Genomic DNA, 26,237 nt, shown 5'->3' with positions numbered 1-26,237 from the left:
TGGTGATCACGACCCGACACGCCTGCGAGGGTGACCGGAGAACCGGGTGCCTGTCCATCCGTGGCAACACCCATGTTGGGTCCTCTCCCCCGATCCCGCCACAGCGGCGATGGCGGTCAGGACCGGCCTGGAATGGGCCCGCGACCCGATCGCGCCGCGGCGCGGGCACAGGGACAGTGGAGGCGAAGACCCCGCCCCCGCCGAACCCGCCAGGAGGAGACCGTGGTCCGAACCGAGGAGCAGCCCCTCGTCCGACGCGCGCCGCGCACCCCCGCGCCCCGCCCCACCCGACGCAGGCCCGTGGCCGGGATCGACCGGCACCGGCGGACGGCCCACGTCGAGCCGCCCCGTCCGTTCCGCCTCTCCCGCCGGGTGAAGTGGGTGCTCCTGGCCGTCGCCGCGGCGTTCTTCACCGCGGGCGTGGTCGTGCCGCACGCCCTGCTCATCGCCGCGGGCCTCATCCTCGCGGGCACGGTCGGCGTCGGCGGGTCGCACTGATCGGAGGCCGCCCGACCGGCTCGTCCCACCATCGCATCGACCGTCCGATGTGGACGAAAAACGACCAGGTCGCCCACACCGCCGGCCATCCCGGCACTTGAGTCCACATCGGACAGTCGGCGCGAGCGACGCCGCGGAGGGGCCGCGACCTGCCACGTGAGACACCCTCCTAGCCCATTCGGGTATCGCCCCCGTTCGGGATTGTCATGTTCTCGCCGGACTCGCGGCACGAAGGGGCCGTACCGCCGGCACCTCCGGTCCGCGCACCGGTCCGGCCGCGCGACGGCGTCACACGAACAGCCGCGAACCGATCAGCCGAGCGCTGCTCCGGACGACCCAGCGGCTGCCGACCGCCTTAGCACGAATTCTGTCGCGGATAAGATTCGCCGAGTTGACGGTGTGTTAACCGGAGCTATCGACATCCGCGTCCATCCGGTCGCCCTTTAGCGCGTTCTCCACAATGCGTCATCCCCCTTCCCAGGAAGCCGTCAATTCGGTAGAGGTTGTTCGGAACGCCTTCGATGTTTTCCTGACGGCTCGACCGGTGAACGGGGACCTCAGCGTGCCGAACATCGTCCACCAGCTTTCCCTCAATGAGAACTTCGCCCCTCCGCTGCCCGGAGTCCGAGAAGCGGTAATAGCAGCCGCCGACAACTCCCACTTGACCCTGGACGCGATGTCCGACGGGCTCACCGCCGCCATCGCGGCCCACCTCGGCGTGCCCGCCTCCGAGGTGCTGGTCGGGGCGGGCTCCGGCGCGGTGCTCCAGCAGCTGCTCGACGGTACGGCCGGGCCCGGCGACGAGGTCGTGCACGCCTCGCCGTCGTTCTGGGGGTACGGGCCGCTCGTGCGCAACACCGGTGCCACGCCGGTCGTGCTGCCGCTGGCCGACGGGTACGGCACGGACGTCGACGCGACGGCCGCCGCGGTGACGCCCAGGACCAGGGCCGTCCTGCTGTGCAACCCGAACAACCCCACGGGGTCGGTGCTGGGCCACGCCGAGGTGCGGCGGCTGCTGGACGCCCTGCCACCGGACGTGCTGCTGGTCGTGGACGAGGCGTACCGCGAGTTCTCCGACCCCGCCGAGATCGCCGACGCGCTGGCCCTGCACCGCGAGGACCCCCGCGTCGTGGTGGTCAGGACGTTCTCCAAGTCGCACGGCCTGCTGGGCCTGCGGGTGGGCTACCTGGTGGCGGCGGAGCGGGTCGTCACGCCGCTGCGCGGCACCGCGCCCTTCTTCCGGGTCAGCACGGTCGCCCAGGCCGCCGCCATCGCCGCGCTGGCCGCGGAGGACCGGATGCGCGCGCAGTGCGCCGCGGTGCGCGTCGAGCGCGACCGGCTGCGGACCGCGCTGCTGGACCACGGCCTGCCGGTGCCGCCGAGCGCGGGCAACTACCTGTGGCTCCCGCTGGGGGCGGAGGGACCGCCACTGGTCGAGTTCCTCGCCGAGCACGGGGTGGCGGTCGGCGACGTGGGAGGGTTGGGCGTCCGGGTGACCGTGGGGACGCGCGAGGCCAACGACGCGGTGATCGCGCTGGTCGGCGAGTACACCCGCAAGGGCTTCTCCCCCGCCGCCGAGGCGGTCGTGTCCCGGCTGCGCGAGGCGCTGCACGGCGAGTGGCCGGAGCAGGACGACCCGGTGCTCGCCATCTCCCGCTACGCGCTGCTCATACCGGGCAAGCTGCTGCGCCCCCTGCTGCTCACCGCCGCGGCGGGCGCGGTCGGCGGGGACGTGGAGCAGGTCGTGCCCGCCGCGCTCGCGGTGGAGTACCTGCACGTCGGGTCGCTGGTGCACGACGACGTGATCGACGGCGACGAGACGCGCCGGGGCAGGCCGTCGGTGCAGCACCGCTTCGGCGTGCCCGACGCCATCGTCACCGGCGACGCGCTGATGATGCGCACGTTCGGCTCGGTGACGACCTGCGTCGACCGGGGTGTGCCGGAGGCGGCCGCGCTGCGGGCGGTGCGCGCGATCTCCGACGCCGCGGTGGACGTGTGCCGCGGCCAGGCGCTGGAGGGCGCGATGGCCACCGACCCCTCGCGCCCGCTGGCGGAGTACGTGACGGTGATGGCGCTCAAGACGGGGGCGCTGTTCCGCGGCGCGTGCCGGGCGGGCGCGGTGCTCGGCGGCGCGGAGCCCGCCGTGGTCGACGCGGTGGGCCAGTACGCCGAGCACCTCGGTCTCGCGTTCCAGATGCACGACGACCTGCTGCCCTACCTGTCCGACCCCGCCGTCACCGGCAAGTCCGGGCTGAGCGACCTGCGCAACCTGCGCCCCACCTACCCGGTGCTGCTCGCCCACGAGACCGGCACGCCGGAGCAGCGCGCACGGGTGGTGGGCGCGCTCAGCGGTGAGCTGACGCCGGAGGAGGCGTTCACGGCGCTGCGGGACGTGCTCGACGAGACGGGCGCGCTCAAGCGCGCGGTGGAGCACGCCGAGGCCGAGGTCGCGCTCGCGAAGTCCTACCTCGCCGACCTGCCCGCCAACGAGCACACCGCGATGCTCGCCGAGGTCGCGGACATGTCGGTCGACCGGAGGCGGTAGCCGTGGCGACCTGGCGGCGCACCGTCGAAGCACACGTCCAGACGTGGCGCCCGTACACGCTGCCCTACCCCGGTGTCGTCGGGCTGGCGGGCGCGTCCGTCGCGGGCGGCCACCCCGAGCCGCGGCACCTGGTCGCGGCCGTCCTGATCCCCGTGCTGGTCTGGCTGGGAGGGCACTACCTGGGCGACTGGCTCGACCGCGACCTGGACGCGATCGACAAACCCCAGCGCCCCATCCCCTCGGGGCGGCTCGGCCCGCGCGCCGCGCTGCTCTCGGCGGTGGTGTGCGAGGTCGTCGCGGCGGCAGCGGCGGCGGTCGCGGGCTGGCGGGTGCTGGTGCTGCTGGTGGTCGGCGTGGCCGGGATCGCCGCCTACAGCCGCCTGTGCAAGGGGCGCGGCATCTCCGGCAACCTGGTGCGCGGGGCGCTGACCTCGCTGGCCGTGCTCGCGGGCGCCACCTGCGTGCCCGACGGCCGCGTGTGGACGGCGGTGCCGTTCGCCGTGGTGTTCCTGCTGCACGACGCCGCGTCCAACCTGGTCGGCGCGGTGCGGGACGTGGAGGGCGACGAGGCGGGCGGGTACCGGTCGGTGCCGGTGCAACGGGGTGTCGCCTACGGCGCGCGCCTGGCGCAGGCCCTCTACGGCTCGGCGCTGGTCGCCGCCGTGGCGTCCGTGCTGGTGCCGCTGCCCGACCGCACGTCCTACCTGACGCTGCTGGTGGTGGCCACCGCGATCGGCGCGTGGGTGTTCGGCGGGCTGCTGACCCAGGGCGACGGCATCACCCGCGAGTCGGCGCTGCGCGCCCACGAGGTCCTGGTGGCCGAACGGCTCGTGCTGGCGTGCGCGGTGACGGCCGCCGGTGCGGGCGCGCCGGTCGCGGTGGCGGTGCTGCTGCCGGTCGTCGCGTTCAGCGTCGTCACCCAGCACGCGATGCGCGCCCGGCACGAGATCCCCCCGGCGGGCCTGCGGAGGGCGACCGCCTCATGACACGCGTGAGGTACTACGACGACCGGGGACGGGGCTGGGCATGAGTACCGACGTGGACGTGGTGGTGTGCGGGGCCGGGGTCGCCGGGCTCGCGGCGGCGCACGCGCTGGGCGGGCTCGGCCTGCGCGTGCTGGTGCTGGACAAGCAGCGCGCGGTCAGGGCCGTGCCGAAGGGCGAGCTGCTGCAACCCGGCGCGGCGGGCGTGCTCGCGCACTGGGGTGTCGTCGACGAGCTGGACGCAGACGGCGCGCTGCGCCTGTCGGGCCTGGTGGCGCGCGACCCGCACGGCGCGGCGCTGATGACGATGGACTACCGGACGCTGCCCACCGAGCGGCCGTGGCTGCTCGTGCACGACTACCACGTGATCCTGGGCGCGCTGAGCCGCACGCTGCCCGCCGGGGTCGAGCTGCGGCGCGGGGTGCTGGTGCGCGAGCTGCTGCGCGACGAGAACGGCCGCACGACGGGCGTGCGCACCGATGGCGGCGACCTGACGGCGGCGCTGGTCGTGGCGGCCGACGGGGTGTCCTCGCGGTTGCGCCGCGCCTCCGGGATCGAGGTCGTGCGCACCGACTACGAGCACCGGCTGGCGGCGTTCGAGCTGACCGGCCAGGCGCCGGGCGACGACGTATCCACCTACGCGACCCCGCGCGGCCTGGCGATGCGCTACCCACTGCCCGGCGGGCGGGCACGGCTGTACGTGCAGGTCGGACCGGACGAGCTCCGGGGCGTGGACGCGACCGCCGCGGCCGGGTGGGTCGACGGCCTGGTGCGCGACGTCCCGGCGTTCGCCCCGCTGCGCGAGGACGTCGCCCGCGCCTGGCCGACCCGGCAGGTGCTGCCGGTGGGGCGGGCGCTGGCCACGTCGCTGACCGCCGACGGGCTGGTGCTGATCGGGGAGAGCGCGCACGCCGTGCACCCGGCGGCGGGTCAGGGCATGAACAGCTCGATCCTGGACGCGGCGAGCCTGGCGACGCGGTTGCGCCCGCTCGACGGCGACCTGTCACCGGACCTGCTGCGGCCGCGGCTGCGCGAGTGGAGCGCCGAGCGCAGGCAGGCGCTGGCGCACGTCGGGACGACCAGCCACAACGCCACCCGCATGATCAGCGACCTGTCGCCGCTCGTGCGGGTGCTGGGCCGCCGCGCGCTGCGCAAGACCGGCGGCAACCGGCGGCTGCGCTACACGATCATGCACAACATGGCGGGGCTGGGGCAGCACCCCCTCACCCCGTTGGACCGGCTGCACCAGCTGGGCGTGCTGCCCGACCCGAGGGGCGGGCGGCTGCCGGGTTGGGCGCGGTCGCGGTGACGGCGCGCCGGGATCCCGTGCCGGTGCGGCACCCGTGCCACGAAGCCGCCGCGGGGTGGTCGACCGGACGGACCCACCCGGCCGACCACCCCCGTCGACGTCCTGGTTCAGAGCCCGCACTCCACGACGAGCAGCCCGCTGTCCCAGCGGCGGGCGGTGGCGGTGGCGAACCCGGCGCGCCCGGCGAGTGCGACGAAGTCCTCCTCCGAGCGCTCCCGGCCGCCGAGCAGGGCGAGCGACTGGAGGTCGAACGACGAGTTGTTCTTCGCGTGCTCCTGCCCGGCCAGCACCTCCACGACCAGCACCCGGCCGGTGCCGACGGCCTCGGCGGCGCGGGTCATGATCCGCAGCGCGTCCTCGTCGTCCCAGTCGGTGACGACCCTGGAGATCACGTAGGTGTCGTAGCCGGTGGGCAGCGGGTCGAAGAAGCTGCCGGGCACGAAGCCCGCCCGGTCGGACACCCCGGCCTCCTTCAGCGCGGTGGTGGCGTCCGGCTCGACCGGGGGCAGGTCCAGGACGGCGCCGGTCAGGTGCCGGTTGGCCTTGAGCACCTCGGCCAGCAGCGCGCCGACACCGCCCCCGACGTCCAGCACCCGACGGCTGGACGTCCAGTCGACCTCGGTGGCCACGACCGGGCCGGTCTGCCAGGCGTGGACGGCCATGATCCCGCCGAAGAAGACCCGCAGCTCCTCGTCGGCGCCGTAGTCGTCCCAGAACGGGACGCCGTGCACGACCCCGTAGGCGGACTTGCCGGTGCGCACCGAGTGCGCCATGCCCGCGAAGGCGAGGTCCATCCTCGCGCCCGGCCCCTCGCTGTCGAGCCAGCTGCGCGCCGCGCCGTAGTCCTCGCTCAGCAGCAGGCGCGACACGTCGGTCAACGCGTAGACGCCGGGCCGCGGCCGGGCGAAGAAGCCGATGGAGGTGAGGTGGTCCAGCAGCCTGCGCAACGCGTCGGGGACGGCCCCGGCGGAGGCGGCCAGCTCGGCGAGCCCGGTGGTGCCGCCGTCGATCAGCTCGGGCAGGTGCAGGGTGACGGCCACCCTGACCGCGAACGGCGTCGCGAGGTCGACCATCTTCGCCAACTCGTCCTGTGCGGTCATTCCGATGAATTCCCCTCGATAGGGCGGGAGACGATTCGTCCACCAAGATCCTGACATCGTCGCGCGAAGGCGGTCAAGAGAAACGACGAGCATTCCGAAATCCCTGTCGACCGTGCCGCCGGACACGCGCACGGAATTCGATCGCGCACATCAGAAGAAAGGCGTACGACATGCCATTCCAGGTTCGCCCGATCTCCGGTTCCCTCGGCGCCGAGGTGTACGGCGTCGACCTCGGCTCGGTCGACGACGAGCAGTTCAAGGAGGTCCACGACCTGCTCATGCGCCATCTCGTGCTCTTCTTCCCGGACGCGGGCGGCCTGACCCCGCAGGCCCACGAGGCGTTCGGCAGCCGGTTCGGGCAGTTGGAGGTGCACCCCTTCCTGCCGAAACTGGAAGGCCACGACAAAATCGTCGTGCTCGATTCCGAACAAGGCGCGCGCGCCGATGTCTGGCACACCGACGTGACGTTCGCCCAAAGCCCGCCCATCGCCTCCGTCCTGCAGATCACGCTGACGCCGGAATCGGGCGGCGACACGATGTGGAGCAACCAGTACCTCGCCTACGAGGCGTTGTCGGAACCGATCCGGGACCTGTTGGAGGGCACCACGGCGTCGCACCTGTTCGTCCACCCGAACGGCACGTTCCGCAGCGAGGCCGAGCACCCGGTGGTCCGGACGCACCCGGTCACCGGCCGCCGGAGCCTCTACGTCAACCGCATGTTCACCCGGCGGATCCTCCAGCTCAGCAAGGGTGAGAGCGACGCGCTGCTGGAGCACCTGTTCGCGGTGTCGGAGAGCCCGCAGCGCACCTGCCGGTACCGGTGGGTGGAGGGCGCGGTGGCGATGTGGGACAACAGGGCGACCCAGCACTACGCGGTGAACGACTACGCGGGGCGCCGGGTGGGGCAGCGGGTCACCGTGATGGGTGACGAGCCGCGCGGGGCGGAGCCGCGGTGGGGCAGGTTCCAGGAGGCCGGGATGTCGGCGACGACCGTGAAGGAGTGAGGCTGCGGGGGCGCGGGCCGAGGTCCGCTCCCCCGGCGAGTCCAGGCCGGTCGCGGCCGTCGGGACGACCGCGACCGGCGGCGCGTCACTCGCCCGGTTCGGTCCTGGGACCGAGCACGACCGGGAACGTGCGCGGGGCGTGGACGTGGACGCTGCGGCGGAAGGTCAGGTCCGCGGGGTCGGCGGCCGCCCGCATGAGCGGGAACCGGCTGAACAGGGCGGACAGGCCCACCTCGCCCTCCAGCCGGACCAGGGCCGCCCCCAGGCAGCGGTGGATCCCGTGGCCGAAGGCCAGGTGGCCGGCGGTGTCGCGGTCCGGGTCGAACCTCGTCGGTTCCGGGAACTGGGCGGGGTCGCGGTTGGCGCCGCCGGTCGACAGCATCACCGACTCGCCCCTGCGGATCGCCACCCCGCCGATCTCCAGGTCCTCCGTGGCGAAGCGCAGCGAGGCGTTGATGGCGGGCGAGAGCCAGCGCAGCAGCTCCTCGACCAGGGACGGGGCGGACGCCGGGGAGGCGAGGCGGTCCAGCCCGGCCGGGTCGGCCAGCAGCGCGCGGACGCTGTTGGTGATGAACACGGCGGTGGTCTCGTGGCCCGCCATGAGCAGCAGCATCGCCATCGCCACGATCTCCAGGTCGGAGAGCCGGTCGCCCTCGTCCGACGCCGTGATCAGCGCGGACAGCAGCGCGCTGTCCGGTGCCGCGCGCTTGGCGGCGACCAGGCCCTCCAGGTAGTCGGCCATCCGGGTGGAGGCCAGGACCATCTCGGGTTCGGGGCACTCGTCGATGAGGACGGTCGAGAGGCGGGCGAACTCCTCGCGGTCGATCTCGGGAACGCCGAGCAGCTCGCAGATCACCACCATCGGCAGGACGATCGCGTACCGCGCCACGAGGTCGACCGGCTCGTGCTCGGGCAGGGCGTCGAGCAGCTCGGCGGCGACGGCCTCGACCCGCGGGCGCAGCTCGGCGATCCGGCGCGCGGTGAACGCCTGGACGACCAGGTTCCGCAGCCGGGTGTGCTCCGGCGGGTCGAGCGAGGTCAGCATGTGCGACATCGGCGCGGGCAGCCCCGGTGGCGCGGAGGCCCGTTCCTCCTCCGGGAGGCTCGACCGCCAGTCCTTGGCCAGCCGCTCGTCGGTGAGCCCGGCGCGCACGTCGGCGTAGCGGGTGACCAGCCAGGTCGGCCCGGTCTCGAACTCGACCTCGCGGACGGGGCTGGTCTCGCGCGTCCTGGCGAGGGTCTCGTGCGGGTCGCGCCAGTAGTCCTCGGTGAAGGAGTCCTCGTGCGTCGTGCCGGTCATCGGGCCTCTCCGGTTCCTGGGGTCAGCTGGTGGGACCGGCGGCTCACGAAGTCGTGTCCCGCCGGGTCGCCGTCCGGTAGCGGCCGAGCGCGCGCAGCGCCATCCCGTGGGCGAACGCGGGGTTGCTGTACCGGCTCACGAAGCGCACGTACTCGTGCACGTTCTCCGACGGCCACCCGCCGCCGGGCCGTCGGCGCGCCAGCAGCCAGTCCACGCCCGACCGCACGGTGGCCGGGTCCGCGCCCGCGGCCAGCAGGGAGGACACCGCCCAGCCGGTCTCCTCGACCGTGCCGGGCGCGCCGGAACCGTCCCCCCACGACCCGTCGGGCAGCCGGGTGCGTTCCAGCCAGGCCACCGCCCGGCGGGCGGGCTCGTCGGCCGCGCGCCCGACCCTGGAGAAGGTCTCCAGCACGGCCGCGGTGCCCATGGTGTGGTGCCGGTACCAGACCGACTCGAAGGTGCCCTCCGGGCTCTGGACCCGCGCCAGCCAGCCCAGTGCGCGGCGCACCCGGCGGTCGCCGGCGGGCACACCCGCGTCGAGCAGGGCGTCGACGGCCTGCACGGTGGTCATCGGGCACGGACCGCTGTTGGCCACCTTGGTGTTGCGCACGCAGAGGCCCCAGGACCCGCGGGTGTCCTGCACGCGGGTGAGCCAGTCGACCCCCCGGCGGACCGCGTCCGCCTGCTCGTCGCCGGGCAGCCTGCACAGCACGGAGAGGACCTCTCCCGTCTCCAGGGTCGAGGGCCAGCCCTCCGTGCCCGACCAGCCCCAGTAGCCCGGCGGGCAGCCGAACGCCAGGAACGGGCGGTGCTGCTGGATGCGCACGAACAGCCGGACCGAGGCCGCCAGCCGCGGGTCGCCCGCGTAGCCCGCCTCGGCGAGGCCGCGCGCGGCGTACATCGTCCAGGCCGCGTCGAGCGGGCCGGTCTCCCACGAGCCGTCGGGCGCCATGGACCGGTGGAACCACCCGACGGCGGCGGCGACCATGTCCGGCGCCAGACCCGCGCGGGCCAGACCGGTGCAGACCAGCCCGGTGACCCACGCGTTCTCGCACCAGGCCCCGGTCGAGCCCTCGTGCTCGTAGACCTGCCGGACCACCTTCAGCGCGTTGGGCTCCCCCCAGCGGGCCAGCGCGCGCTGGAGCCGGGTGAGCGGCTTGTGCCGGGCCTGGGCGAGGCCGAGCGCGGACGCCATCGGCAGGCGCAGGTCGAACAGCCTGCGGTACAGGCCGGGCAGCAGCGCCAGCTCCAGCGGGAAGCGGCGCATGTCCTCCGGGGCCAGCCAGCCGACGAAGCCGTAGTACTGGCGGCACCACGAGACGACCTCGGGGTGCGGGATCGCGTCCAGGCCGCCGTGGTCGTCCATCCAGCGCTGCCCGGTGGCGACCGGGGTCGCGCTGCCCTCCGGGTCGACCAGGTGCAGGACGGCGGAGGCGACCGCCGTCGGGCCCGCCTCGCTCGGCAGGCCGGGGACCATCGCCCAGCCGCCGTCCTCGTTCTGGGTGCGCCTGAGCCACCCGGCGCCCGCGGCGATCAGGTCGGCGCTGCCCACGGGGTCGGCGAAGTGCAGCGCCGACACCGCGCCGACCGTGCCCAGGGTCGAGGTCAGGCTGTCCTCGCCGTAGTCGAACACGCCGTCGTCGCGCTGGGCGCCGAACAGGACCTCGGCTCCCTCGGCGATCGCCGCTTCGAGGACCTCCGTGAACGGATCGGGGTCGACGTGCACCGAAGTCATTCGGGTTCCTCTCACCCGGCCGGGACCGGGGGCTCGTCACGAGTGGGGGATCACGAGGTCGGCGCCGTCGGGCCGGGCACGCGCGGCACCCGGCCCGCGGTGCCCCGGTCAGCGGTGGTCGGTCGAGGCGGGCGTCGTGCGGGCCGCGGCGAGTCCGGCGGCGAACCGGCCCGCCGCGCGCAGGACCGCGTCGTTGGCCTCGGGGATGCCGGTGCTGACCCTCACCCCCGAGCCGCCCGCCAGTGCGCGGACGGCGATGCCGTCCTCGGCCAGGTGCTCCACGAACTCCCGGTTGCGCGCACCGAGCCGCAGCCACAGGAAGTTCCCGCCGCTGGGCGGCACGTCGAAGCCCAGGTCCAGCAGCCCGGACCGGACGCGGTCCCGCTCGGCGGCCACCCGTTCGCACTGCTCCCGCATCTCCGGCTCGGCCTTGAGCGCGGCCACCGCCGCCGCCTGGGCGATGGTCGGGACGCGGTAGAACGGCGTGGTGCGGCGCACCGGCGCGACGACCTCGGCCGCCCCCACCAGGTATCCGACGCGCAGGCCCAGCAGCCCGTGGGACTTGGAGAAGGTCCGGACGACCGCCACCCGGTCGTCGGTCCTGTGCAGCTCCACGGCGTCGGCGATCGCGTCCGGGGCGGCGAACTCCCGGTAGGCCTCGTCGACCAGCACGAGCACGTGCGGCGGCAGGGCGTCGAGCAGGTCGCGGAGCCGGGCGGCGTCGAGCACCTCACCGGTGGGGTTGTTCGGGTTGCACAGCAGCACGACCGAGGTGTCCGGGGTGACCGCGGCCGCCACGGCCGCCAGGTCCTGCCGGTCGTCGGGACCGGTCACCGCGACCGGCTCCGCCAGGGCGTTGCGGATCAGCAGCGGGTACATCTCGAACGACGGCCAGGTGTGCACCACCGTCGTCCCCGCACCGGCGTGCGCCGTGAGGAACTGCTGGAGCAGCGCCCCGGACCCGGCTCCGGCCACCACCCGCCCCGCGTCGAGCCCCAGGCGTCCGGCCAGGTCGGCCGCGAGGCCGTCGGCCAGCGCGTCGAGGGTGAGGTGGACCTGGTCCAGCGCGCCCGACAACGCCTCGACCACACCCGGCAACGGCGGCGAACAATTCTCGTTGAGGGATAATTGGTGGATGATCCGGGCCACGAGACCAGCCTTTCCCGGTGAGGCGAACCACATTCGGTCAGACTTCTTGCGCCGATCAAATCCACTGGAACGCTAACGATCACGCGCTCACGGCGTCAAGCCCCCTGTCTCAATTACGCCATTGACCGGACGGTAATCGATATTCACCATTACAGCGGTTGACCGATATCCGATTCCCCCAAGAAGATTCACCGACTGGTGACGTGCTGTCACCTCCCTTTGTCGCCGACCGCACACCGACTGGCACGCGCGGAGGAGAACCGGATGAGCATCGACGCCCCCGGCACCGGGACCACCGGGTTCGGCCGACTCGCCGCCGCGCTGCTGACCTCTCAGTTCGGGGTGTACATCGCGATCATCACCCCGTTGCAGCTGCTGCTGGCGCTGCGGCTGACCGCCCTGACCTCCGACACCGGGGCGGCGACGGACTCCTTCGGCCTGGTCACCGGCCTCGCCGCCGTCGTCGTGCTGGTGTCCACCCCGATCGCGGGCCGGATCAGCGACCTGGCGGCGTTCCCGCTGGGCCGCCGCCGGACGTGGATCCTCTTCGGGGCGCTCGCCGGGGCGGCCGCGGTGGTCGCGCTCGGCGAGACGTCGGCGGTGTGGCAGGTGGTCCTGCTGTGGTGCCTTGCCAAGGCGCTGTTCAGCTTCCAGCAGTCCGCGACGACCGCCGTGCTCGCCGACCAGGTGCCCCCGCGGCGGCGCGGTCTCGCCTCCGGGCTCCTCGGCCTGGTGATCCCGCTCGCCCCGCTGCTGGGGCTGGCGATCGTCACCGCGCTGCCCGCCGGGTCGGCGCTGCAGTGGCGGGTGGTCGCCGCGATCGCGGCCGTGGCGGGTGTGGTGTCGGTGCTGCTGATCCGCGAGGGCAGGCCGCGCCCGCGCCGGGACGGGCACGGCGGGATCGGCGTGGTGCTGCGGACGTTCTGGCTCGACCCGCGCCGCCACCCGGCCTTCGGCTGGGCGTGGCTGGTGCGGTTCCTCATCACCGCCACCTACGCGGCGGGCAGCTACGTCTCGCTCTACCTGATCCAGCGGTTCGGCGTGAGCCAGGCCGACGTCGGCGGGCTGGTGCTGACGTGGTCGGCGATCCTCGTGCCCACCGCGATCATCGCGAGCCTCGGCGCGGGGCACCTCTCGGACGTGCTGCGGCGGCAGAAGCCGTTCGTGGTGGTGTCGGCGTTGATCGGCGTGGTCGCGATGGCGCTGCTGGCGTTCGCGCCGTCGACCTCCGTCGTGTTCGTCGCGGCGGGCGTCATGGGGGTCGGGATGGGCACGTTCCTGGCCGTGGACATGGCGATGTGCGTGCGGGTGCTGCCCGACGGCGCGAACGCGGGCAAGGACCTGGGCATCGTCAACATCGCGAACATGCTGCCGCAGTCCCTGGTCCCGCTGTCCGCGCCGCTGCTGCTGGGCCTCGGCGGGTACACCGCGTTCTTCGGTTTCCTCGCGCTGCTCGGGATCGCGGGCGCGCTGGCCGTGCGCCGGGTGCCGGAGATCGGCCAGGAGGACGGCGCGCCCGGCGTCGCCCCGCTGGACCGGGACCGTCCACATCGGACTCCGACACGGAACGCGCCTGGGGCTTCTTGACGGGAGCGCACCAGGGACTTCCCGACGCGTTCGCGGCCGAGCGCACCGGCCCGCACACGTCCGACACCCCGGTCCCACCCGCTGACCAGGCGGTCGAGTGGATCTCCACCCGACTTCCCCGTACGACTGATGGTTAACCCGTTAGGGGGAATGGTCGGACACCCCCGTCCCCCTAGGTCGATGTCCGCATTCCCCCTAACGGGCTACCACGTTCGGAACTAGGTGTGTCACCCGATGTGCGGACAGTGACGACGTCCCTAGTGTTGCTCCTTGTCAGCCACACCCGATTCCCCCCTCTCAGGAGCTCATCCAGATGGTCACGTTCGAGACGCTGCAGGACTTCGCCTCCCACCTGCTGAACGACTCGCAGGCACTCTCGGCGTTCCAGGCCGACCCCGAGGGCGTCCTCCAGACCGCCGGACTGGGCGACGTCTCCGCGCTGGACGTGCAGGAGATCCTCCCGCTCGTCCTGGACCACTCCCCCGTTCAGGGACTCGGCGGCGTGTTCGGGTCGCTGTCCTCGGACAACGCCCTCGACGTCCTCGACAGCGGCGCCCTCGGCCTGCCGGACACCAGCGCCCTCACCGGTGTCACGGCCACCGCGCAGCAGCTGACCAGCCAGTTCTCCGCCGTGACGGACCTGGGCGACGGCCTCGACGCCGACGTCCTCGGCGGCTCGCTGGACAGCGTGAACGACCTCACCGCGCACGCCAAGGTCACCGAGGTCGTGCACGACATCACCGCGCAGAGCCAGGTGACCGACCTCGTCGGCGACCTCTCCTCCGGGGCCGACGTCCTCGACACCACCCACGTCACCGGGACCGTCCAGGACATCACCACCGGTCTCGGCACCGGCGACGTCCTCGGCGGCGACCTGTCCGGCCTCACCGGCACCGTCACCGACAACGCCCTGCACCTCGGCGACATCGCGCAGGCCGGTGACGTGCTCGGCGGCGTCGGCCACGTCGGCGACGTGACCTCCGCGCTCGGCGGCGTGTCCGGCATCGGCGACATCAGCCACGTCGCGGACCTCGGCCACCTCGACGTCGGCGACGTCCTGAGCGACAACGCCATCGCGTTCTGACCGACCCCTGGTCCAGGGTGGTCCACCTCCTCCCGGGTGGGCCACCCTTCCGGCGTGCCTCGGACCGGTCCGCGCTGTCCGATCGTCCACATCGGACAGCGGCGGTCTACTCCGGCAGGAGGACCAGTCGTCCGCGCGTGCCGCCCGCGGCCAGCCTGCGGTGGGCCTCCGCGGCCTGGTCGAGCGGCAGCGTGCCCGCCACGCGCGGTGTGAGCGCGCCCTGTCCGGCCAGCTCGCGCAGACCGTCCAGCTTCTCCCAGTTCGCGGCGTAGTCGCGCACGCCCACCACGGCGACCCTGATGCCCCGCGCGCCGTCGCCCCGGTAGCCGCGGACGGTGGCGAACACGCCGCCGTCGCGCACCGCGGAGAGCACTTCGTCGCCCTGGACCGCGCCGTCCGCGAGCCCGTCGACCCCGTCCGGGAAGTGGTCGCGGATCCGCGCCGCGACGTCCGGCCCCCGGTCGACGACGACGTCGGCGCCCAAGGCGGCCACCATCGCGCGGTCCGCGGGTGCGGCGTCGGCGACCACGGTCAGGCCCTCGTGCCTGGCCAGCTGGACGAGGTACCCGCCGAAGGCTCCGGCCGCACCGGTCACCGCGATGGTCCCGCCGCGGCGCAACCGCATGAGGTCCAGGGCGAGGCGCGCGGTCAGGCCGTTCATCGGCAGCGTCGACGCCTCGGCGTCGGTGCACCCCAACGGCACGGCCGTCACCGACGCCGACGGCAGCACCAGCTCCTCGCGGTAGCCGCCGTGGTCGCCGGACGGGACCACGATCGCCATCACGCGCGCGCCCGGACTCAGCCGGGCGGGCACGTCGGGGCCGACCTCGGTGATGACGCCCGCGACGTCCATGCCGGGCACGGCGACACCACCGGCCGGGCGGTCGCCGTCGGCGCGGGCCCCGGCGATGAGCATCGTGTCCGTGGGGTTCACGGCGGCCGCCGTCACGCGCACCCGCACATCGGCCCGGCCGAGGGGTTCGGCCCCGACCTCCAGCACCCGCAACATGTCCGGCCCACCGAACCTCGTGACGCCGACCGCGCGCATCTGAACCTCCTGCTGGACATGAGTGGTCTTCGGATCTCGCGACTCCCGTCCCAAGCTACGTGCGGGAGCGGCCGAAGTCCAACCGATCGGTTGGGATCGACTAGATTGCCGCCATGGCCTGGGACACCGAGGAGACCAAGCGGCGGTTGCGCGACGCCGCCGTGGTGGAGTTCGCCGAACACGGTTTCGCCGGTGCCACGACGGACCGGATAGCCCGGACCGCGGGGGTCAACAAGGAGCGGTTGTACGCCTACTTCGGCAACAAGCAAGGACTGTGGTCGACCGTCATCGACTCCGAGCTGGAACGGCTCGCCGCCGCCGTCCCGCTGACCGCGGACTCGTTGCGCGACATCGGTTCCTTCGCCGCCGCGCTGTACGACTACCACGCGAGCCACCCGCACCTCGGCCGACTGCTGCAGTGGCAGGAGCTGCGCGCCGAGGACACGTCGCCCGACCCGGCGACGACCGTCCACTACCGGCGCAAGGTCGAGGTTTTCGCCCAGGCGCAACGCGACGGTGTCGTCGACCCCGACGTCGACCCCGGCATGCTGATGTTCTCCCTCATCGCCCTGGCCGCGTGGTGGCAGACCGCGCCGCGACTGGCCCGGATGGTCACCGGCTCCGGCGCCTCGGCCCGCGAACGCAAGCGGCGCCGCGACTTCGTGGCCGAGGCGGCACGCCGGATGGCACATCCGCACCGCTGACGGTCGCCGGCAAGAACTCGCCACCGACCGCCGACGCGGTGCGGACATCGTCCAACCGTCCGGTTGGAACCGTGCGTCCGCGACGACCCGGACGCGTCAGCCCGGCACGTCGGCGAGCACCGCTCGCGCGAGGGCCGCCTGCGAGCGGCGGATCCGCTCGGGCGTGCGTCCACCGGCGAGCAGTTCCTCGACCAGGTCGATGTGGATCGCCGCGAGCAGGACGTGGGCGGCGTACCCGGCGTCGCCCGCCGTGGCACCGGGCATCGCGTCGGCGATCAGCGCGCGCAGCGCGTCCTGCATCCACCGGTAGCGCTCGGTGCGCAGCGCCCCGGTGGAGGACACCTCGCGGGCGCGGATGAGGTGGCGGTTGTCGAGCTTGAAGGTGAGCACCGCGTCGAGGAAGGCGACGACCCGCTCGCGTGCGGGCGCCTCGGACCCCAACGGCGGCCGCCCACCCTCCAGTGCCTCCCGCACCGGCGCGAACTTCGCGTCCGACAACGCGTCGAGCAGGCCGTCACGGCTGTCGAACGCCCGGAACAGGGTCCCCTTGCCGATGCCCGCCGCGGTGGCGATGTCGTCCATCGTGATCGGACCCGCGGTGTCGGCGGCGCCGAAGAGCCCGTCGGCCGCCGCGAGGATGCGCGCCACGGGGACCGGGGGGCGACCACGCCGGACCTGCTTTTCGGACTGCTGGTCCGAAAGTCTGCTACGGTTTTCTGGACTCACAGTCCGAAATTCTAGTGGAGGTAACCGTGCCACACGCACCCGCTGTTCCCGACTGGTTGACCAGGGCGTTCGACCGCCTCGCCGTCGGCGACGTCGACGGCTGGGCGGACATCTACGCCCCCGACGCCGTGCACGAGATCCCCTTCACCGCGGACGACGTCCCGGTCCGGCTCGTGGGCCGGGAGACGATCGCCGCCCGGCTGCGCGAGGTCTATGACGCCGACGCGGGACGCCTGCGCTTCGGGTCCTTCGACGTCCTCCGGCTGCACGAGGGCGGCGACGAGGTCGTCGTCGAGGGCGTGGGGCGCCACCGCCGCGCCGCCGACGACACCCCCGTCGAGATCGGCTGCGTCTGGTTCATCACCCGGCACGACGGGCAGGTGACGCACTTCCGCGACTACATGAACCCGGCGGCGCTGGCCGCGCACCAGCTGATGTGACCGCACGCCTCCGCGGGACGGGGGTTCCGCGAACGCCCCGCGCCGGACGGCCTCGGCGCGCGGCCCGGTTCACCCCTGCGCCTGGCGGGCGAACCCCGGTTCGGCCGCCTCCAGCCGCGGGACCGGGACGCCCAGCCGCCGTGCCTCCGCCAAGGTGTCCCGGCACACCGCGCGCGGCTCCTCCGCCTCGGGGTCGGCGTGGTTCGCGAAGGTCGCCCGCGCCAGCGCGACGTGGGTGAGCGCCCAGGCGAACACGGGGGCGGTCAGCCAGGTGGGCGCGCGGTAGAGCAGCACGCTGCCCCGGTGGCGGCGCAGGTCGACGCCGCGCGCCCGCAGGAGCGGCAGGAGCTCGCGGGTGGTCAGCAGCGCTTCGCGCAGGTCACCCGTCGCGCCCACCAGCTGCGCCAACGAGCCCCGCCGCAGGCCCTGCGACTGCACGCCCGCGCCCACCGCGAAGTGGACCCACAGCCAGCCGCGGAAGTCGGGCTGCTCCTTGAGCCGGAACCCGGACTCGCGGAACACCCGGCGCACGGCCAGCTCGCGTTCGGTCGGGGGCGTGCCGAACGTGCCGAACACGACCGAGGGCAGCAGCAGCCCGCGGAGCACACCGTCCTCGTCGAAGCCGCCACCCGCCTGGGGCGCGCCCCAGGCGACCTGACCGGCGGGCAGGGCCTCGACCGCGGTCCACGGCTCGACCCAGATGTTGCCGAACACGAGCACGGTGGCGTTGCCGACGTACGGCGCCAGCGCGGCCGCCGCCTCCGCGAGCTGGTAGTGCTGGACGCTCAGCACGATCAGGTCGTAGTCGTGGTCCGGCACCAGGTCCTCGCGGTAGCGCGCGGGCCACGACAGGGCGACGCGCTCCCCCAGCACGCGTCGTCGCGCGTCGAGCAGGTCGAGGTCGACCGCGTCCCCGTGGGCCGCCGCCCGGCCGGGTCGGACGTAGAACTCGACCTCGTGCCCGGCCTGCTCCAGGGCCCAGCCGTACACCGTGGCGATCACGCCTCGGCCGAACATCAGGATCTTCACGACGCACCTCGTGGGGTAGGATTGAACTGGAGTTCATCTCCACTTTCGAAAATATGGAGATTGTTTCCACTTGTCAACCGGAGGGCTCGTGACCGCCGACAAGCCGCTGCGCGCCGACGCCCGGCGCAACCGCGACGCCGTGCTGGCCAAGGCACGCGAGATCGCCGACGCCGGGGAGTTCTTCGACCTGCGCTTCGACGACTTCGCCCGGCTCGCGGGCGTGGGCATCGGCACGCTCTACCGCCAGTTCCCCACCCGCGAGGCGCTGGCCGAGGCGGTGTACGCCAAGGAGATCACCACGCTGTGCGACCGGGCCCGCGAGCTGGGGGCCGCCCTGCCCGCGGAGGAGGCCTTGGCGGCCTTCCTCCGCGGCATGGTCGACCACATGCAAGCCCACCAGGGCCTCGCCCGGACGCTGGCCGCGCTCATGACCACCGGTTCGAGCACCGTCGCCGACGGCGGTCAGGCGCTGGAGCGGGCCGTCACCGAGCTGGTGGCCGCCGCCGTGCGGGACGGTGCCGTCCGCGACGACGTGGACGCCGGTGCCGTGATGATGGCGCTGCACGGGATCGGGGCCGCCCACGACCGCCCCGACTGGCGGACCGAGGCCGACGGCGTCATCACGCTCCTGCTGGACGGGCTGCGCCGGACGCGCTGAGCCCCCTGCCCCGTCTCACGCGTGGGGCAGATCGGCTCGACGCACCAGGTCGAGCAGTCCGGCGTAGTCGAAGGCCTGCTTCGCCTCGGCGACCACGCGGTCGCGGTCCTCCCCCGTCGGCACGCCCAGGACCTCGGCCGCGATGTCGCCTGGAGTCCGCCCGCTGGGCGCCCTGGTCCGCCACCACGGCCCCACCGCGGACTCGAGCAGCTCGCCGCAGGACGCGCCGACGGGGTACCCGCGCCTCCTGCCGATCCAGGCCAGCAGTGCCGGGCCGGTCGTGAGGTCCGTGGACCGGTCGGCGAGCTGGTGGCCGCCCAGCCGCACGTACCGGTCCTCGACGAAGCGGGCCGTGCCCTCCCCGGACTGGTAGGGACCTTCCCGCCAGGCCACCTCCGGCAGCCTGTCCCAGCGGACCGCGCGGATGGCCAGGTAGCCGCGCAGCTTCCCGGCCGCGCTCGGGGCGGGCCGGTCCGACGGCAGGGCCAGCACCGCGTCCTCCAGCAGCGCCAACGCCGCGTTCTCGGCGTCACGGGGGTAGTCGGCCGGGGACGGCTGCGTCGTCTGCCCGTCGGGCAACGGGTACGGCGCCCACGTGGACCCGTAGGCGTGGAACGCCTCGTGGACCAGGACCCTCGCGGCGAGCCACGTGCCGAAGTCCAGCAGGCCCCTGATGACCTCGGACGTGCCGAACCCGACGACCAGCGTGGGCACGCCCGCGATGTCGACGGTCCCGATGGTGCCGTTGGGCGACAGCGCGGCGTCCATCCCCGCGCCGCGGGTGATGCGGTGCACCGCACCGAGTCCGAGCGCTCCGGGCAGGTCCACGGGCCGGGCGTCGCCCAACGACCCTGGTCGTCGTGCGTTGACCACGTAGGCGTAGCCGGGCAGCTCCTCGCCGCCCGGCCAGTGCGGGAGGACCAGCTGGGTCCGGTCGGGCCGGTAGTCGCCCCAGATCGTCCGCGCGTGCGCGCGGAACGTCGCGAAGACCTGGCTCAGCACCGTGAGGACCTGGCGGTCGAGCAGCGGCAGGGCGTTCCACGTCGGCGAGTCGAGCTCCGGCGGCGCCACCGGCGTGCCGGGGCCGATCGGCGCTGTCGCCGACGCCCGCCCCGCCACCGGGGTGGTGGACGTCGCCGCCCACAACGCGACCGCGGCGCCTCCGCGGAGAACCGTTCGACGATCGATCCGTGACATTGACCTGTCCCTCCATCGTGGACATCGGGTGGATCCCGTTGCGGGTGCGGCGGCCGGTGGACCGACTGTCCTAAGAGGTCGGACAGCCGGTCCGCCGCTACCGCCAGAAGGTGGTGCCGACGGCGGCCCGGACGCGGTCCGCCTTGTCCTCCCGCGCGGCGCTCCTGGCCTCCCCCGAACCGTCGGCCGGGACCGGGGGACGCGGGTCGTCGGCGCACTCCGACCTCGACGGCGGGAGCACGCCACCGATCAGGTAGGCGTCGATCCTGGCCGTGACGCAGGGGTTGGTGCCGTAGTGGCCGTGCTGCCCGCTGTCCCGCACGGAGACCAGCTGGTCGCCGAGCCTCGCGGCCATCGCGGGCCCGCCGTCGTACTGGGTGGCGGGGTCGCCGTCGGCCTGGATCACCACGCCCGTGGGATAACCGTCCCGCCTCACCGGGACCAGCCCCTCGGCCGGGGTGAACGAGCGGAACGTGCAGTTGGTCGGCGCCGCTCCGACGACACCGCTGCCGTTGCCGTCCGGGTAGTGGTAGCGCTCGCGGAACAGGCGCATGTCGTCGTAGTACGCGGCGGGGTCGGCGGGCCAGTCGGCCTCGCAGGTCACCGTGTCGTAGACGCCGGAGTCGACCTTGGCGATGCCCTGCCCGTGGAGCACGCCGACGGCCGTGCTCGTGTCGGCGGACACCGCGGTGCCCTCCTCCGCCGCCCGGCGGACCTCCACGACCACCTCGGCGGTCACGTCCCAGACCGACCGCGGCTGGGTGGCCGCGCCCAGGAACCGGTCCAGGACGGTGCGGTCGAACGACCTGGGCCAGTAGGAGGGCCAGGCCTCCGGCCGGGCGCGGGTGAACGGGACCGGACGGGTGGCGAGCCGGGCGGCCACCGCCTCGGTGGTGGCCAGCACCTCGTCCCGCGTCCTGCCGAGGTGGTAGGTGTCGTCGCGCTGCCCCACCCAGCCCGCCCACTGCTCGACGTTGTACCGCGCCGCCACCGACTGCTGCTTGGACTGCTCCCGCCACAGCCAGTCGGGGTGGATCGACGAGTCCAGCACGCTGCGGTTCAGCCGCGTCGGGAACAGGCTGCCGTACACCGCCCCCAGGTAGGTGCCGTAGGAGTACCCCACGTAGTTGATCTTCGCTTCGCCCAGGGCCGCCCGGATGACGTCCATGTCCCGCGCGGTGTTGGCCGTGGTGATGAACGGCCGGATGCCGCCACCGGCCCGACGGCACGCCTCCTCGTGGGCGCGGGCGTAGTCCGTGAACTTGACGAGCTCCGCGTCGGTCGGCCGGGACCCGGTGGGCCGCGTGTCCGGGATCCGTTCGCACCGCAACGCGCTGGACCGGCCCACCCCGCGGGGGTCGAACCCGATCACGTCGTAGTGCCTCGCGAGCTCCGACCCGCGGAGCGCGAGCGGCATGGCCAGCCCTCCCCCGCCGGGACCGCCGGGGTTGAACAGCACGACCCCCTTGCGCAGCGCGGGATCGCTCGCCCTGGTCCGGCTGACCCCGATGGCGAGGCTGCCGTCAGCGGGGTCGCGGTAGTCCAGCGGGACCACGACGGTGGCGCACTCCAGCTGCCCCCACTGCCCTTGCCAAGGGTCGATGACGATCCCGTTGTCCGGCAGTTCGGACGGGTCCGGTGGCGGCGGTTCGGCGCACTGGCGCCATTCGACGGGCTGGTCGGTGGAGGCGGCGGCGGGAACGGCGCCCGTCACGAGCCCGCCACCCAGGACGACCGCCATCCCCACGTGCAGCCATCTCCTGCTGGACATCGTTCTCCTTTGCCGGAAGGGGTGTCACGAACCCAGCGCCGCTGTCGGCGGGGTCCTCGCGGCCCTGATCGCGGGGTAGAAGCCCGCCACGGCACCGATCAGGAGCGTCGAGCCGATCGCGGCGGCGATCGTCACCGGCGGCAGGGCGAACGGCCAGTCGTTGACCAGTGCCATCACCCCCGTCACGGCCGCGCCGAGACCGGACCCGAACACCCCGCCGAGCGCGGAGAGCAGAAGGGCCTCGCTGAGGAACTGCACGAGGATGTGCCACCGCGTCGCGCCGAGCGCCCGCCGCAGCCCGATCTCGCGCCGCCGTTCGAGCACCGAGATGACCATCGTGTTGGCCACGCCGATCCCGCCGACGAGCAGCGCGATCGACCCGAGCCCGACCAGCAGCCCGGTGAAGGCCTGGTTCGCGGCGTTGCGGGCGGCGAGCGCGTCGGACGGCCGGGAGACCTCGACGTCGCTGGGCGACTGCGGCGACACGGTCGGGCCGAGCAGCGAGCGGACCCGGTCGACCGCGTCGTCGGCGGACCGCTCGTAGACCGTCGTCGGGCTCCCGTCGAAGCCGAACAGCTTCGTCGCGGCGGGCGCGCCGACGAGGGCCGCGCGGTCGAGGTCCGGTGCGAGGGCGACCGGGTCGAGGACGCCGACGACCGTGAAGTACTGGCCTCCCAACCAGATCTGCGTTCCGGGTGAGACGACGCCGAGGCGTTCGGCGGCGGCGTGGCCGAGGACGACGGTCGGGTAGTCGGAGGTCGCCGGGTTCAGCCAGGCGCCCGTCCGCACGCTGCCCGACACGACCCGCAGGAGCGACTCGTCCGCGACCACGGCGGTGATGCCGCCCGTCGCGTCGGGGTCGGACAACGGGCTCCGGTAGACCGGGACGGACAGCGCGGACGTGCTGCTCACCGACTGGACGCCCTCGATCCTGCCGACCTTGCCGACGGTGTCCGGGGGCAGGGTCGTGTTCTGCCCCAGCAGGCTCTTGCCCGCCGTGGCCGTCAGCAGGTTGGTGCCGAGCCGGTCCAGCTCGTCGTTCAGCCGCGCCTGGCTCGACGCGGAGATCCCGACGACGGCGATCATCGCGGCGATGCCGATCGCGATGCCCAGTGCCGAGAGGATCGCGCGCATCGGCCGCGCGCGGAGCCCGGTCGTGCCGAGCCGGACCACGTCGCGGCCCAGGAGCCGGGACCGGGCCCGTGGCGGGGCGAGCGCGGTGCTCATGCCGCCACCCCGGACTCGGCGAGGTCGTCGACCACTCGGCCGTCCCTGATCGAGATCCGCCGGGGCAGCCTCTCGGCCAGCTCGACGTCGTGGGTGATGACCACGACCGTCGTGCCCTGCCGGTTGAGCTCGTGCAGCAGCTCGACGATCGCGGCCCCCGAGGCCGAGTCGAGGTTGCCGGTCGGCTCGTCGGCCAGCAGCAGCGGCGGGTCGCCGACGACGGCGCGGGCGATGGCGACGCGCTGGCGTTCGCCGCCGGAGAGCTGGTTCGGCCGGTGGTCGAGCCGGTGCGCGAGGCCGACGCGGTCCAGGGCGGCGACCGCACGCCGACGGCGTTCACCGCGCGGGACGCCCGTGTAGAGGAGCCCGTCGGCCACGTTGTCGACCGCGGTCACGCCGTCGGCGAGGTGGAACTGCTGGAACACGAAGCCGATCCGGTGCGCCCGCAGCGCCGACAGGGCGCGGTCGTCGAGGTCGGCGACGACCAGGCCGTCGATGCGCGCGACCCCCGCGGTCGGGCGGTCGAGCGTGCCGATGATGTTGAGCAGCGTCGACTTGCCGGAACCGCTCGGTCCGACGATGGCGACGAGCTCGCCCCGCTCGACGGTGAGCGTCACCCCGGCGCACGCGAGCACCGGCGGCTCGCCGTAGGCGCGCTGGACGTCCGCCAGCTCGATGATCGCGTTCATCGCTTCGGCACCACCACTCGCTGCCCCGCCGCCACACCGTCGCCGGAGACCTCGACCCGGCCGCCCGCGAACAGCCCGGTCGTCACGGGGACCTTCCGCGTCGTGCCGTCGGCCTCGACGACCTCGACCCCGAACTGCTCGGGGGTGATCGCGAGCAGCGCGCCGACCGGGACCGACAGGACGTTCTCCCGCTTGGCGCTGGGCACGCTGACCGTCACCGACGCCTCCTGCAGCGACCCGGCCGCCGCGGGGTCGTCGAGCGTGACGACGACGGGGATGACGGTCTCCTTCTGGTCCCCCGAACCGGGTTTCTCGGTGGGCGTCCCGACCGAGGAGATCGTCCCGGCGGTCCTGGTGCCGCCGGGCAGGTTCAGGCCGACCTTCGCGCCGACGACCGCGAGCTGCTGGTTGGCGAGCTTGAGGGTCGCGTCGACGATCCGGGTCGTGGTCGTCGTGGCGAACAGGTCGGCCCCCTGGCCCGTCCGGTCGCCCACGTGCGCCGTGACCGTGCCGATCCGCAGGTCGCCCGCGGCGAACAGGACCGAGCCGAGCGGCAGCTTGCCGGTCACCTCGAGACCGTTGGCCTTCTGCCACTTCTGGATGGCGTCGGTCGTGAACCAGGAGAACTCCTGGTCCGGCTCCTTGGTGAAGAAGCCGAGGTCGCGCAGGCTCTCCTCCAGCTCCTGCACGTCGGGGCCCTTGTCCATCCCGCTCGCGAAGTCCCGCCACGCGGGCACGCCGCCGCGCAGCAGGAACACGGGCTCGTTGTCGACGGCGTAGAGCCTGCTGCCGAGGGTCACCACCGCACCGGGCGTGGGCACCTCGGTGACGACCCCGCCGCGCGCGGACTGGATCGTGCGCGCGTCGGCGAACCGCAGGGTGCCGGACGTGCTGGTGCTGCTGGCCAGGTCGCCCTTCACGACCTCGTCGGTGGCCCCGCGGAACGCCTGCGCGGCGTCCGGGGCGCCTTCACCGGACCCGACCGCGGCGACGGCCCCGACCCCGGCTCCGACCGCGACGACGACGGTCGCGGCCAGACCGACCAGCACCCGGCGACGTGACCGGCGGGGTGGCCGCGGCGCGTCGACCTCGGGCGGGTGCTCGGCGACCTCCGCCATCACTTGCCCCCGCCGGTCGCGCGCCCGACGACGCCCTGGGGCGCGCAGGTCGTCAGGACGTCCTCCGGGGTGCTCTGCGGGACGGCGAGCGGCGAGTCGGCCGTGGGGTCCGGCACGTCGACGCCGTGCTCCCGGAGGCACTTGGCGATCTTCAGCTGGTCGGCGAGCAGCTCCTCGTCCGTCTTGCCCTTCCCGCTGTCCTTGCGCGCCGGCGGGGTGCCCAGCTGCTCGCGGCACGCCTTGGACGCGTCCTCGAACTTGGTCATGTCGCCGCCGGCGTCGATCTGGATGCCGCCGTCGCCGGACGGGTCCGGCATGTTCACGCCGTGCTCGCGCATGCACCCCGAGAACGCGAGCTGGAACTCGTCGAACGACTCGAACGACCGCTTCCCCGCCGAGGCGGACGAGCCGGTGGTCGGGCTCGCGGCGGTGTCGGCCGCCCCGCACGCTCCCAGCAGCAAGACGAGCAGGGGGACGGCCGCGACGGCGGCGAGGGTGGACGTCCAGCGCGTGGACATGTGGTGCTCCTTCGGGTTCGGGCCGCGACGGGGTGCCGCGGACGCCGAGGAGTCGACCAACCGGCCCGTTCCCACGACGTTCAGGAAAACGTTTATGAATCCACAACGGACCGTGTGGTTGCCTGGGGTCGTCCCGACCCGGCAGAGGAGCGATCCGCATGCGCGTCCTGATCGTCGAAGACGAGCCGTACCTCGCCGACGCGATCCGCATCGGTCTGCGCCGCGAGACCATCGCCGCCGACGTCGTCCACGACGGCGCGGCGGCGCTGGAGTCGGTGGCCGTCAACGACTACGACGTCGTCGTGCTCGACCGCGACCTGCCGGGTGTGCACGGCGACGAGGTCTGCGCGCGGATCGCGGCCGACCACCCGCTGGTGCGCGTGCTCATGCTCACGGCGGCCCGCACGCTCGGCGAGCGGGTCGCGGGCTTCGAGCTCGGCGCGGACGACTACCTGATGAAGCCGTTCGAGTTCCCGGAGCTCGTCGCCAGGCTGCGGGCGCTCGAACGCCGCACGCAGCCCGCACGGCCCCCGGTCGTGGAGTCGCACGGCGTCAAGCTGGACGCGTTCCGCCGCGAGGTCTACCGCGAGGGCAGGCTGGTCCGGTTGAGCAGGAAGGAGTTCGCCGTGCTGCAGGTGCTGATGAACGCCGAGGGCGGGGTGCTGAGCGCGGAGGCGCTGCTGGAGAAGGCGTGGGACGCGAACGCCGACCCGTTCACGAACACGACGCGGGTCACCATCTCCAACCTCCGCAAGCGCCTGGGCGAGCCGTGGGTCATCCAGACGGTCCCCGGCGCGGGCTACCGGTTCGGTGGTTGA

Annotated in this window: 24 protein-coding genes; 11 read left to right on the top strand and 13 right to left on the bottom strand. The window is 73.6% G+C overall.

The genetic code is table 11. From position 1 onward, the window contains the following. Nucleotides 1-222: 222 nt before the first annotated feature. From CLV43_RS32770 to CLV43_RS32750, 4 genes are all read left to right on the top strand, one after another. Nucleotides 223-498 (top strand): hypothetical protein, encoded by a 276-nt coding sequence (locus tag CLV43_RS32770; protein WP_106192112.1) that lies wholly within the window; start codon nt 223-225, stop codon nt 496-498. A 460-nt stretch (nt 499-958) separates the two neighbouring features. Further along, nucleotides 959-3,043 (top strand): aminotransferase class I/II-fold pyridoxal phosphate-dependent enzyme, encoded by a 2,085-nt coding sequence (locus CLV43_RS49610; protein WP_245887150.1) that lies wholly within the window; start codon nt 959-961, stop codon nt 3,041-3,043. Between the two features lie 2 nt (nt 3,044-3,045). Beyond that, on the top strand, nt 3,046-4,029 hold the full coding sequence (locus tag CLV43_RS32755) for a UbiA family prenyltransferase (RefSeq protein WP_106192110.1): 984 nt from the start codon (nt 3,046-3,048) through the stop codon (nt 4,027-4,029). 40 nt (nt 4,030-4,069) lie between these two features. Continuing rightward, nucleotides 4,070-5,335, top strand: coding sequence for an FAD-dependent oxidoreductase (locus tag CLV43_RS32750; protein WP_106192109.1), 1,266 nt, complete (start codon nt 4,070-4,072; stop codon nt 5,333-5,335). 107 nt (nt 5,336-5,442) lie between these two features. On the opposite strand, the gene CLV43_RS32745 is transcribed toward CLV43_RS32750, so the two are convergent. Further along, nucleotides 5,443-6,435, bottom strand: coding sequence for a methyltransferase (locus CLV43_RS32745; protein WP_106192107.1), 993 nt, complete (start codon nt 6,433-6,435; stop codon nt 5,443-5,445). A gap of 170 nt (nt 6,436-6,605) precedes the next feature. On the opposite strand from CLV43_RS32745, the gene CLV43_RS32740 reads away from it, so the two are divergent. Continuing rightward, nucleotides 6,606-7,439 carry a TauD/TfdA dioxygenase family protein gene (locus CLV43_RS32740; RefSeq protein WP_106192105.1) on the top strand — a complete coding sequence of 278 codons (834 nt, stop codon included), beginning with the start codon at nt 6,606-6,608 and terminating at the stop codon, nt 7,437-7,439. An 85-nt stretch (nt 7,440-7,524) separates the two neighbouring features. Here CLV43_RS32740 and CLV43_RS32735 read toward each other — a convergent pair whose 3' ends face one another. The 3 genes from CLV43_RS32735 to CLV43_RS32725 form a co-directional block, all read right to left on the bottom strand. Beyond that, the gene (locus CLV43_RS32735; RefSeq protein WP_106192104.1) at nt 7,525-8,739 is read right to left on the bottom strand and encodes a cytochrome P450 family protein; all 1,215 of its coding nucleotides are present in this window, start codon (nt 8,737-8,739) and stop codon (nt 7,525-7,527) included. Nucleotides 8,740-8,782: 43 nt separating this feature from the next. Then, entirely contained in the window at nt 8,783-10,474 is a 1,692-nt protein-coding gene (locus CLV43_RS32730) for a prenyltransferase/squalene oxidase repeat-containing protein (RefSeq protein ID WP_106192102.1), read from the bottom strand. Nucleotides 10,475-10,582: 108 nt separating this feature from the next. Beyond that, complete coding sequence (locus CLV43_RS32725) at nt 10,583-11,623, bottom strand: aminotransferase class I/II-fold pyridoxal phosphate-dependent enzyme (protein ID WP_245887149.1); 1,041 nt, start codon at nt 11,621-11,623, stop codon at nt 10,583-10,585. 264 nt (nt 11,624-11,887) lie between these two features. On the opposite strand from CLV43_RS32725, the gene CLV43_RS32720 reads away from it, so the two are divergent. Next, nucleotides 11,888-13,210 (top strand): MFS transporter, encoded by a 1,323-nt coding sequence (locus tag CLV43_RS32720; RefSeq protein ID WP_106192099.1) that lies wholly within the window; start codon nt 11,888-11,890, stop codon nt 13,208-13,210. A 313-nt stretch (nt 13,211-13,523) separates the two neighbouring features. Next, entirely contained in the window at nt 13,524-14,294 is a 771-nt protein-coding gene (locus CLV43_RS32715) for an IniB N-terminal domain-containing protein (protein ID WP_106192097.1), read from the top strand. A gap of 106 nt (nt 14,295-14,400) precedes the next feature. On the opposite strand, the gene CLV43_RS32710 is transcribed toward CLV43_RS32715, so the two are convergent. Then, nucleotides 14,401-15,342 carry an NADP-dependent oxidoreductase gene (locus CLV43_RS32710; protein ID WP_106192096.1) on the bottom strand — a complete coding sequence of 314 codons (942 nt, stop codon included), beginning with the start codon at nt 15,340-15,342 and terminating at the stop codon, nt 14,401-14,403. A gap of 113 nt (nt 15,343-15,455) precedes the next feature. On the opposite strand from CLV43_RS32710, the gene CLV43_RS32705 reads away from it, so the two are divergent. Continuing rightward, nucleotides 15,456-16,046: a TetR/AcrR family transcriptional regulator gene (locus tag CLV43_RS32705; RefSeq protein WP_106192094.1), complete on the top strand. Its 591-nt coding sequence runs from the start codon at nt 15,456-15,458 to the stop codon at nt 16,044-16,046. Nucleotides 16,047-16,142: 96 nt separating this feature from the next. On the opposite strand, the gene CLV43_RS32700 is transcribed toward CLV43_RS32705, so the two are convergent. Further along, nucleotides 16,143-16,694, bottom strand: coding sequence for a TetR/AcrR family transcriptional regulator (locus tag CLV43_RS32700; RefSeq protein ID WP_245887148.1), 552 nt, complete (start codon nt 16,692-16,694; stop codon nt 16,143-16,145). A 104-nt stretch (nt 16,695-16,798) separates the two neighbouring features. Here CLV43_RS32700 and CLV43_RS32695 point away from each other — a divergent pair, with 104 nt between their 5' ends. Beyond that, nucleotides 16,799-17,212, top strand: a complete 414-nt coding sequence (locus CLV43_RS32695) for a nuclear transport factor 2 family protein (protein WP_106192092.1) — start codon at nt 16,799-16,801, stop codon at nt 17,210-17,212. 69 nt (nt 17,213-17,281) lie between these two features. Here CLV43_RS32695 and CLV43_RS32690 read toward each other — a convergent pair whose 3' ends face one another. Beyond that, a complete protein-coding gene (locus CLV43_RS32690) occupies nt 17,282-18,241 on the bottom strand; it encodes a ketopantoate reductase family protein (protein ID WP_106192091.1) in 960 nt (319 codons plus the stop codon). An 88-nt stretch (nt 18,242-18,329) separates the two neighbouring features. Between CLV43_RS32690 and CLV43_RS32685 the strand changes: the two genes are divergently transcribed. After that, nucleotides 18,330-18,899 carry a TetR/AcrR family transcriptional regulator gene (locus tag CLV43_RS32685; protein ID WP_106192089.1) on the top strand — a complete coding sequence of 190 codons (570 nt, stop codon included), beginning with the start codon at nt 18,330-18,332 and terminating at the stop codon, nt 18,897-18,899. 15 nt (nt 18,900-18,914) lie between these two features. Here CLV43_RS32685 and CLV43_RS32680 read toward each other — a convergent pair whose 3' ends face one another. The 6 genes from CLV43_RS32680 to CLV43_RS32655 form a co-directional block, all read right to left on the bottom strand. Next, a complete protein-coding gene (locus tag CLV43_RS32680) occupies nt 18,915-20,096 on the bottom strand; it encodes a hypothetical protein (RefSeq protein WP_146174984.1) in 1,182 nt (393 codons plus the stop codon). A 97-nt stretch (nt 20,097-20,193) separates the two neighbouring features. Next, nucleotides 20,194-21,867 carry an alpha/beta fold hydrolase gene (locus tag CLV43_RS32675; RefSeq protein ID WP_211304668.1) on the bottom strand — a complete coding sequence of 558 codons (1,674 nt, stop codon included), beginning with the start codon at nt 21,865-21,867 and terminating at the stop codon, nt 20,194-20,196. 24 nt (nt 21,868-21,891) lie between these two features. After that, complete coding sequence (locus tag CLV43_RS32670; protein ID WP_106192085.1) at nt 21,892-23,094, bottom strand: ABC transporter permease; 1,203 nt, start codon at nt 23,092-23,094, stop codon at nt 21,892-21,894. Continuing rightward, nucleotides 23,091-23,783 (bottom strand): ABC transporter ATP-binding protein, encoded by a 693-nt coding sequence (locus CLV43_RS32665; RefSeq protein ID WP_106192083.1) that lies wholly within the window; start codon nt 23,781-23,783, stop codon nt 23,091-23,093. Before CLV43_RS32665 ends, CLV43_RS32670 begins: the two co-directional genes overlap by 4 nt. Further along, complete coding sequence (locus tag CLV43_RS32660) at nt 23,780-24,901, bottom strand: peptidoglycan-binding protein (RefSeq protein ID WP_106192081.1); 1,122 nt, start codon at nt 24,899-24,901, stop codon at nt 23,780-23,782. The genes CLV43_RS32665 and CLV43_RS32660 overlap by 4 nt, the downstream gene beginning before the upstream one ends. Next, nucleotides 24,901-25,419: a hypothetical protein gene (locus tag CLV43_RS32655; RefSeq protein WP_106192080.1), complete on the bottom strand. Its 519-nt coding sequence runs from the start codon at nt 25,417-25,419 to the stop codon at nt 24,901-24,903. The genes CLV43_RS32660 and CLV43_RS32655 overlap by 1 nt, the downstream gene beginning before the upstream one ends. Before the next feature lie 158 nt (nt 25,420-25,577). On the opposite strand from CLV43_RS32655, the gene CLV43_RS32650 reads away from it, so the two are divergent. Continuing rightward, nucleotides 25,578-26,237: a response regulator transcription factor gene (locus CLV43_RS32650; RefSeq protein WP_106192078.1), complete on the top strand. Its 660-nt coding sequence runs from the start codon at nt 25,578-25,580 to the stop codon at nt 26,235-26,237.

It is taken from the genome of Umezawaea tangerina, assembly GCF_003002815.1.
Lineage (GTDB): Bacteria > Actinomycetota > Actinomycetes > Mycobacteriales > Pseudonocardiaceae > Umezawaea > Umezawaea tangerina.
Note: the sequence above shows the minus strand (reverse complement) of the source record. Positions and strands in the feature narration are given on the sequence as shown.

What these genes read in the sequence shown, in the direction of transcription:
- CLV43_RS49610 (WP_245887150.1), top strand. Translation starts at nt 959, where the DNA reads ATGCGTCATCCCCCTTCCCAGGAAGCCGTCAATTCGGTAGAGGTTGTT.
- CLV43_RS32750 (WP_106192109.1), top strand. Translation starts at nt 4,070, where the DNA reads ATGAGTACCGACGTGGACGTGGTGGTGTGCGGGGCCGGGGTCGCCGGG.
- CLV43_RS32745 (WP_106192107.1), bottom strand. Translation starts at nt 6,435, where the DNA reads ATGACCGCACAGGACGAGTTGGCGAAGATGGTCGACCTCGCGACGCCG.
- CLV43_RS32740 (WP_106192105.1), top strand. Translation starts at nt 6,606, where the DNA reads ATGCCATTCCAGGTTCGCCCGATCTCCGGTTCCCTCGGCGCCGAGGTG.
- CLV43_RS32735 (WP_106192104.1), bottom strand. Translation starts at nt 8,739, where the DNA reads ATGACCGGCACGACGCACGAGGACTCCTTCACCGAGGACTACTGGCGC.
- CLV43_RS32730 (WP_106192102.1), bottom strand. Translation starts at nt 10,474, where the DNA reads ATGACTTCGGTGCACGTCGACCCCGATCCGTTCACGGAGGTCCTCGAA.
- CLV43_RS32720 (WP_106192099.1), top strand. Translation starts at nt 11,888, where the DNA reads ATGAGCATCGACGCCCCCGGCACCGGGACCACCGGGTTCGGCCGACTC.
- CLV43_RS32715 (WP_106192097.1), top strand. Translation starts at nt 13,524, where the DNA reads ATGGTCACGTTCGAGACGCTGCAGGACTTCGCCTCCCACCTGCTGAAC.
- CLV43_RS32710 (WP_106192096.1), bottom strand. Translation starts at nt 15,342, where the DNA reads ATGCGCGCGGTCGGCGTCACGAGGTTCGGTGGGCCGGACATGTTGCGG.
- CLV43_RS32705 (WP_106192094.1), top strand. Translation starts at nt 15,456, where the DNA reads ATGGCCTGGGACACCGAGGAGACCAAGCGGCGGTTGCGCGACGCCGCC.
- CLV43_RS32680 (WP_146174984.1), bottom strand. Translation starts at nt 20,096, where the DNA reads ATGTCACGGATCGATCGTCGAACGGTTCTCCGCGGAGGCGCCGCGGTC.
- CLV43_RS32675 (WP_211304668.1), bottom strand. Translation starts at nt 21,867, where the DNA reads ATGTCCAGCAGGAGATGGCTGCACGTGGGGATGGCGGTCGTCCTGGGT.
- CLV43_RS32670 (WP_106192085.1), bottom strand. Translation starts at nt 23,094, where the DNA reads ATGAGCACCGCGCTCGCCCCGCCACGGGCCCGGTCCCGGCTCCTGGGC.
- CLV43_RS32665 (WP_106192083.1), bottom strand. Translation starts at nt 23,783, where the DNA reads ATGAACGCGATCATCGAGCTGGCGGACGTCCAGCGCGCCTACGGCGAG.
- CLV43_RS32660 (WP_106192081.1), bottom strand. Translation starts at nt 24,901, where the DNA reads ATGGCGGAGGTCGCCGAGCACCCGCCCGAGGTCGACGCGCCGCGGCCA.
- CLV43_RS32655 (WP_106192080.1), bottom strand. Translation starts at nt 25,419, where the DNA reads ATGTCCACGCGCTGGACGTCCACCCTCGCCGCCGTCGCGGCCGTCCCC.
- CLV43_RS32650 (WP_106192078.1), top strand. Translation starts at nt 25,578, where the DNA reads ATGCGCGTCCTGATCGTCGAAGACGAGCCGTACCTCGCCGACGCGATC.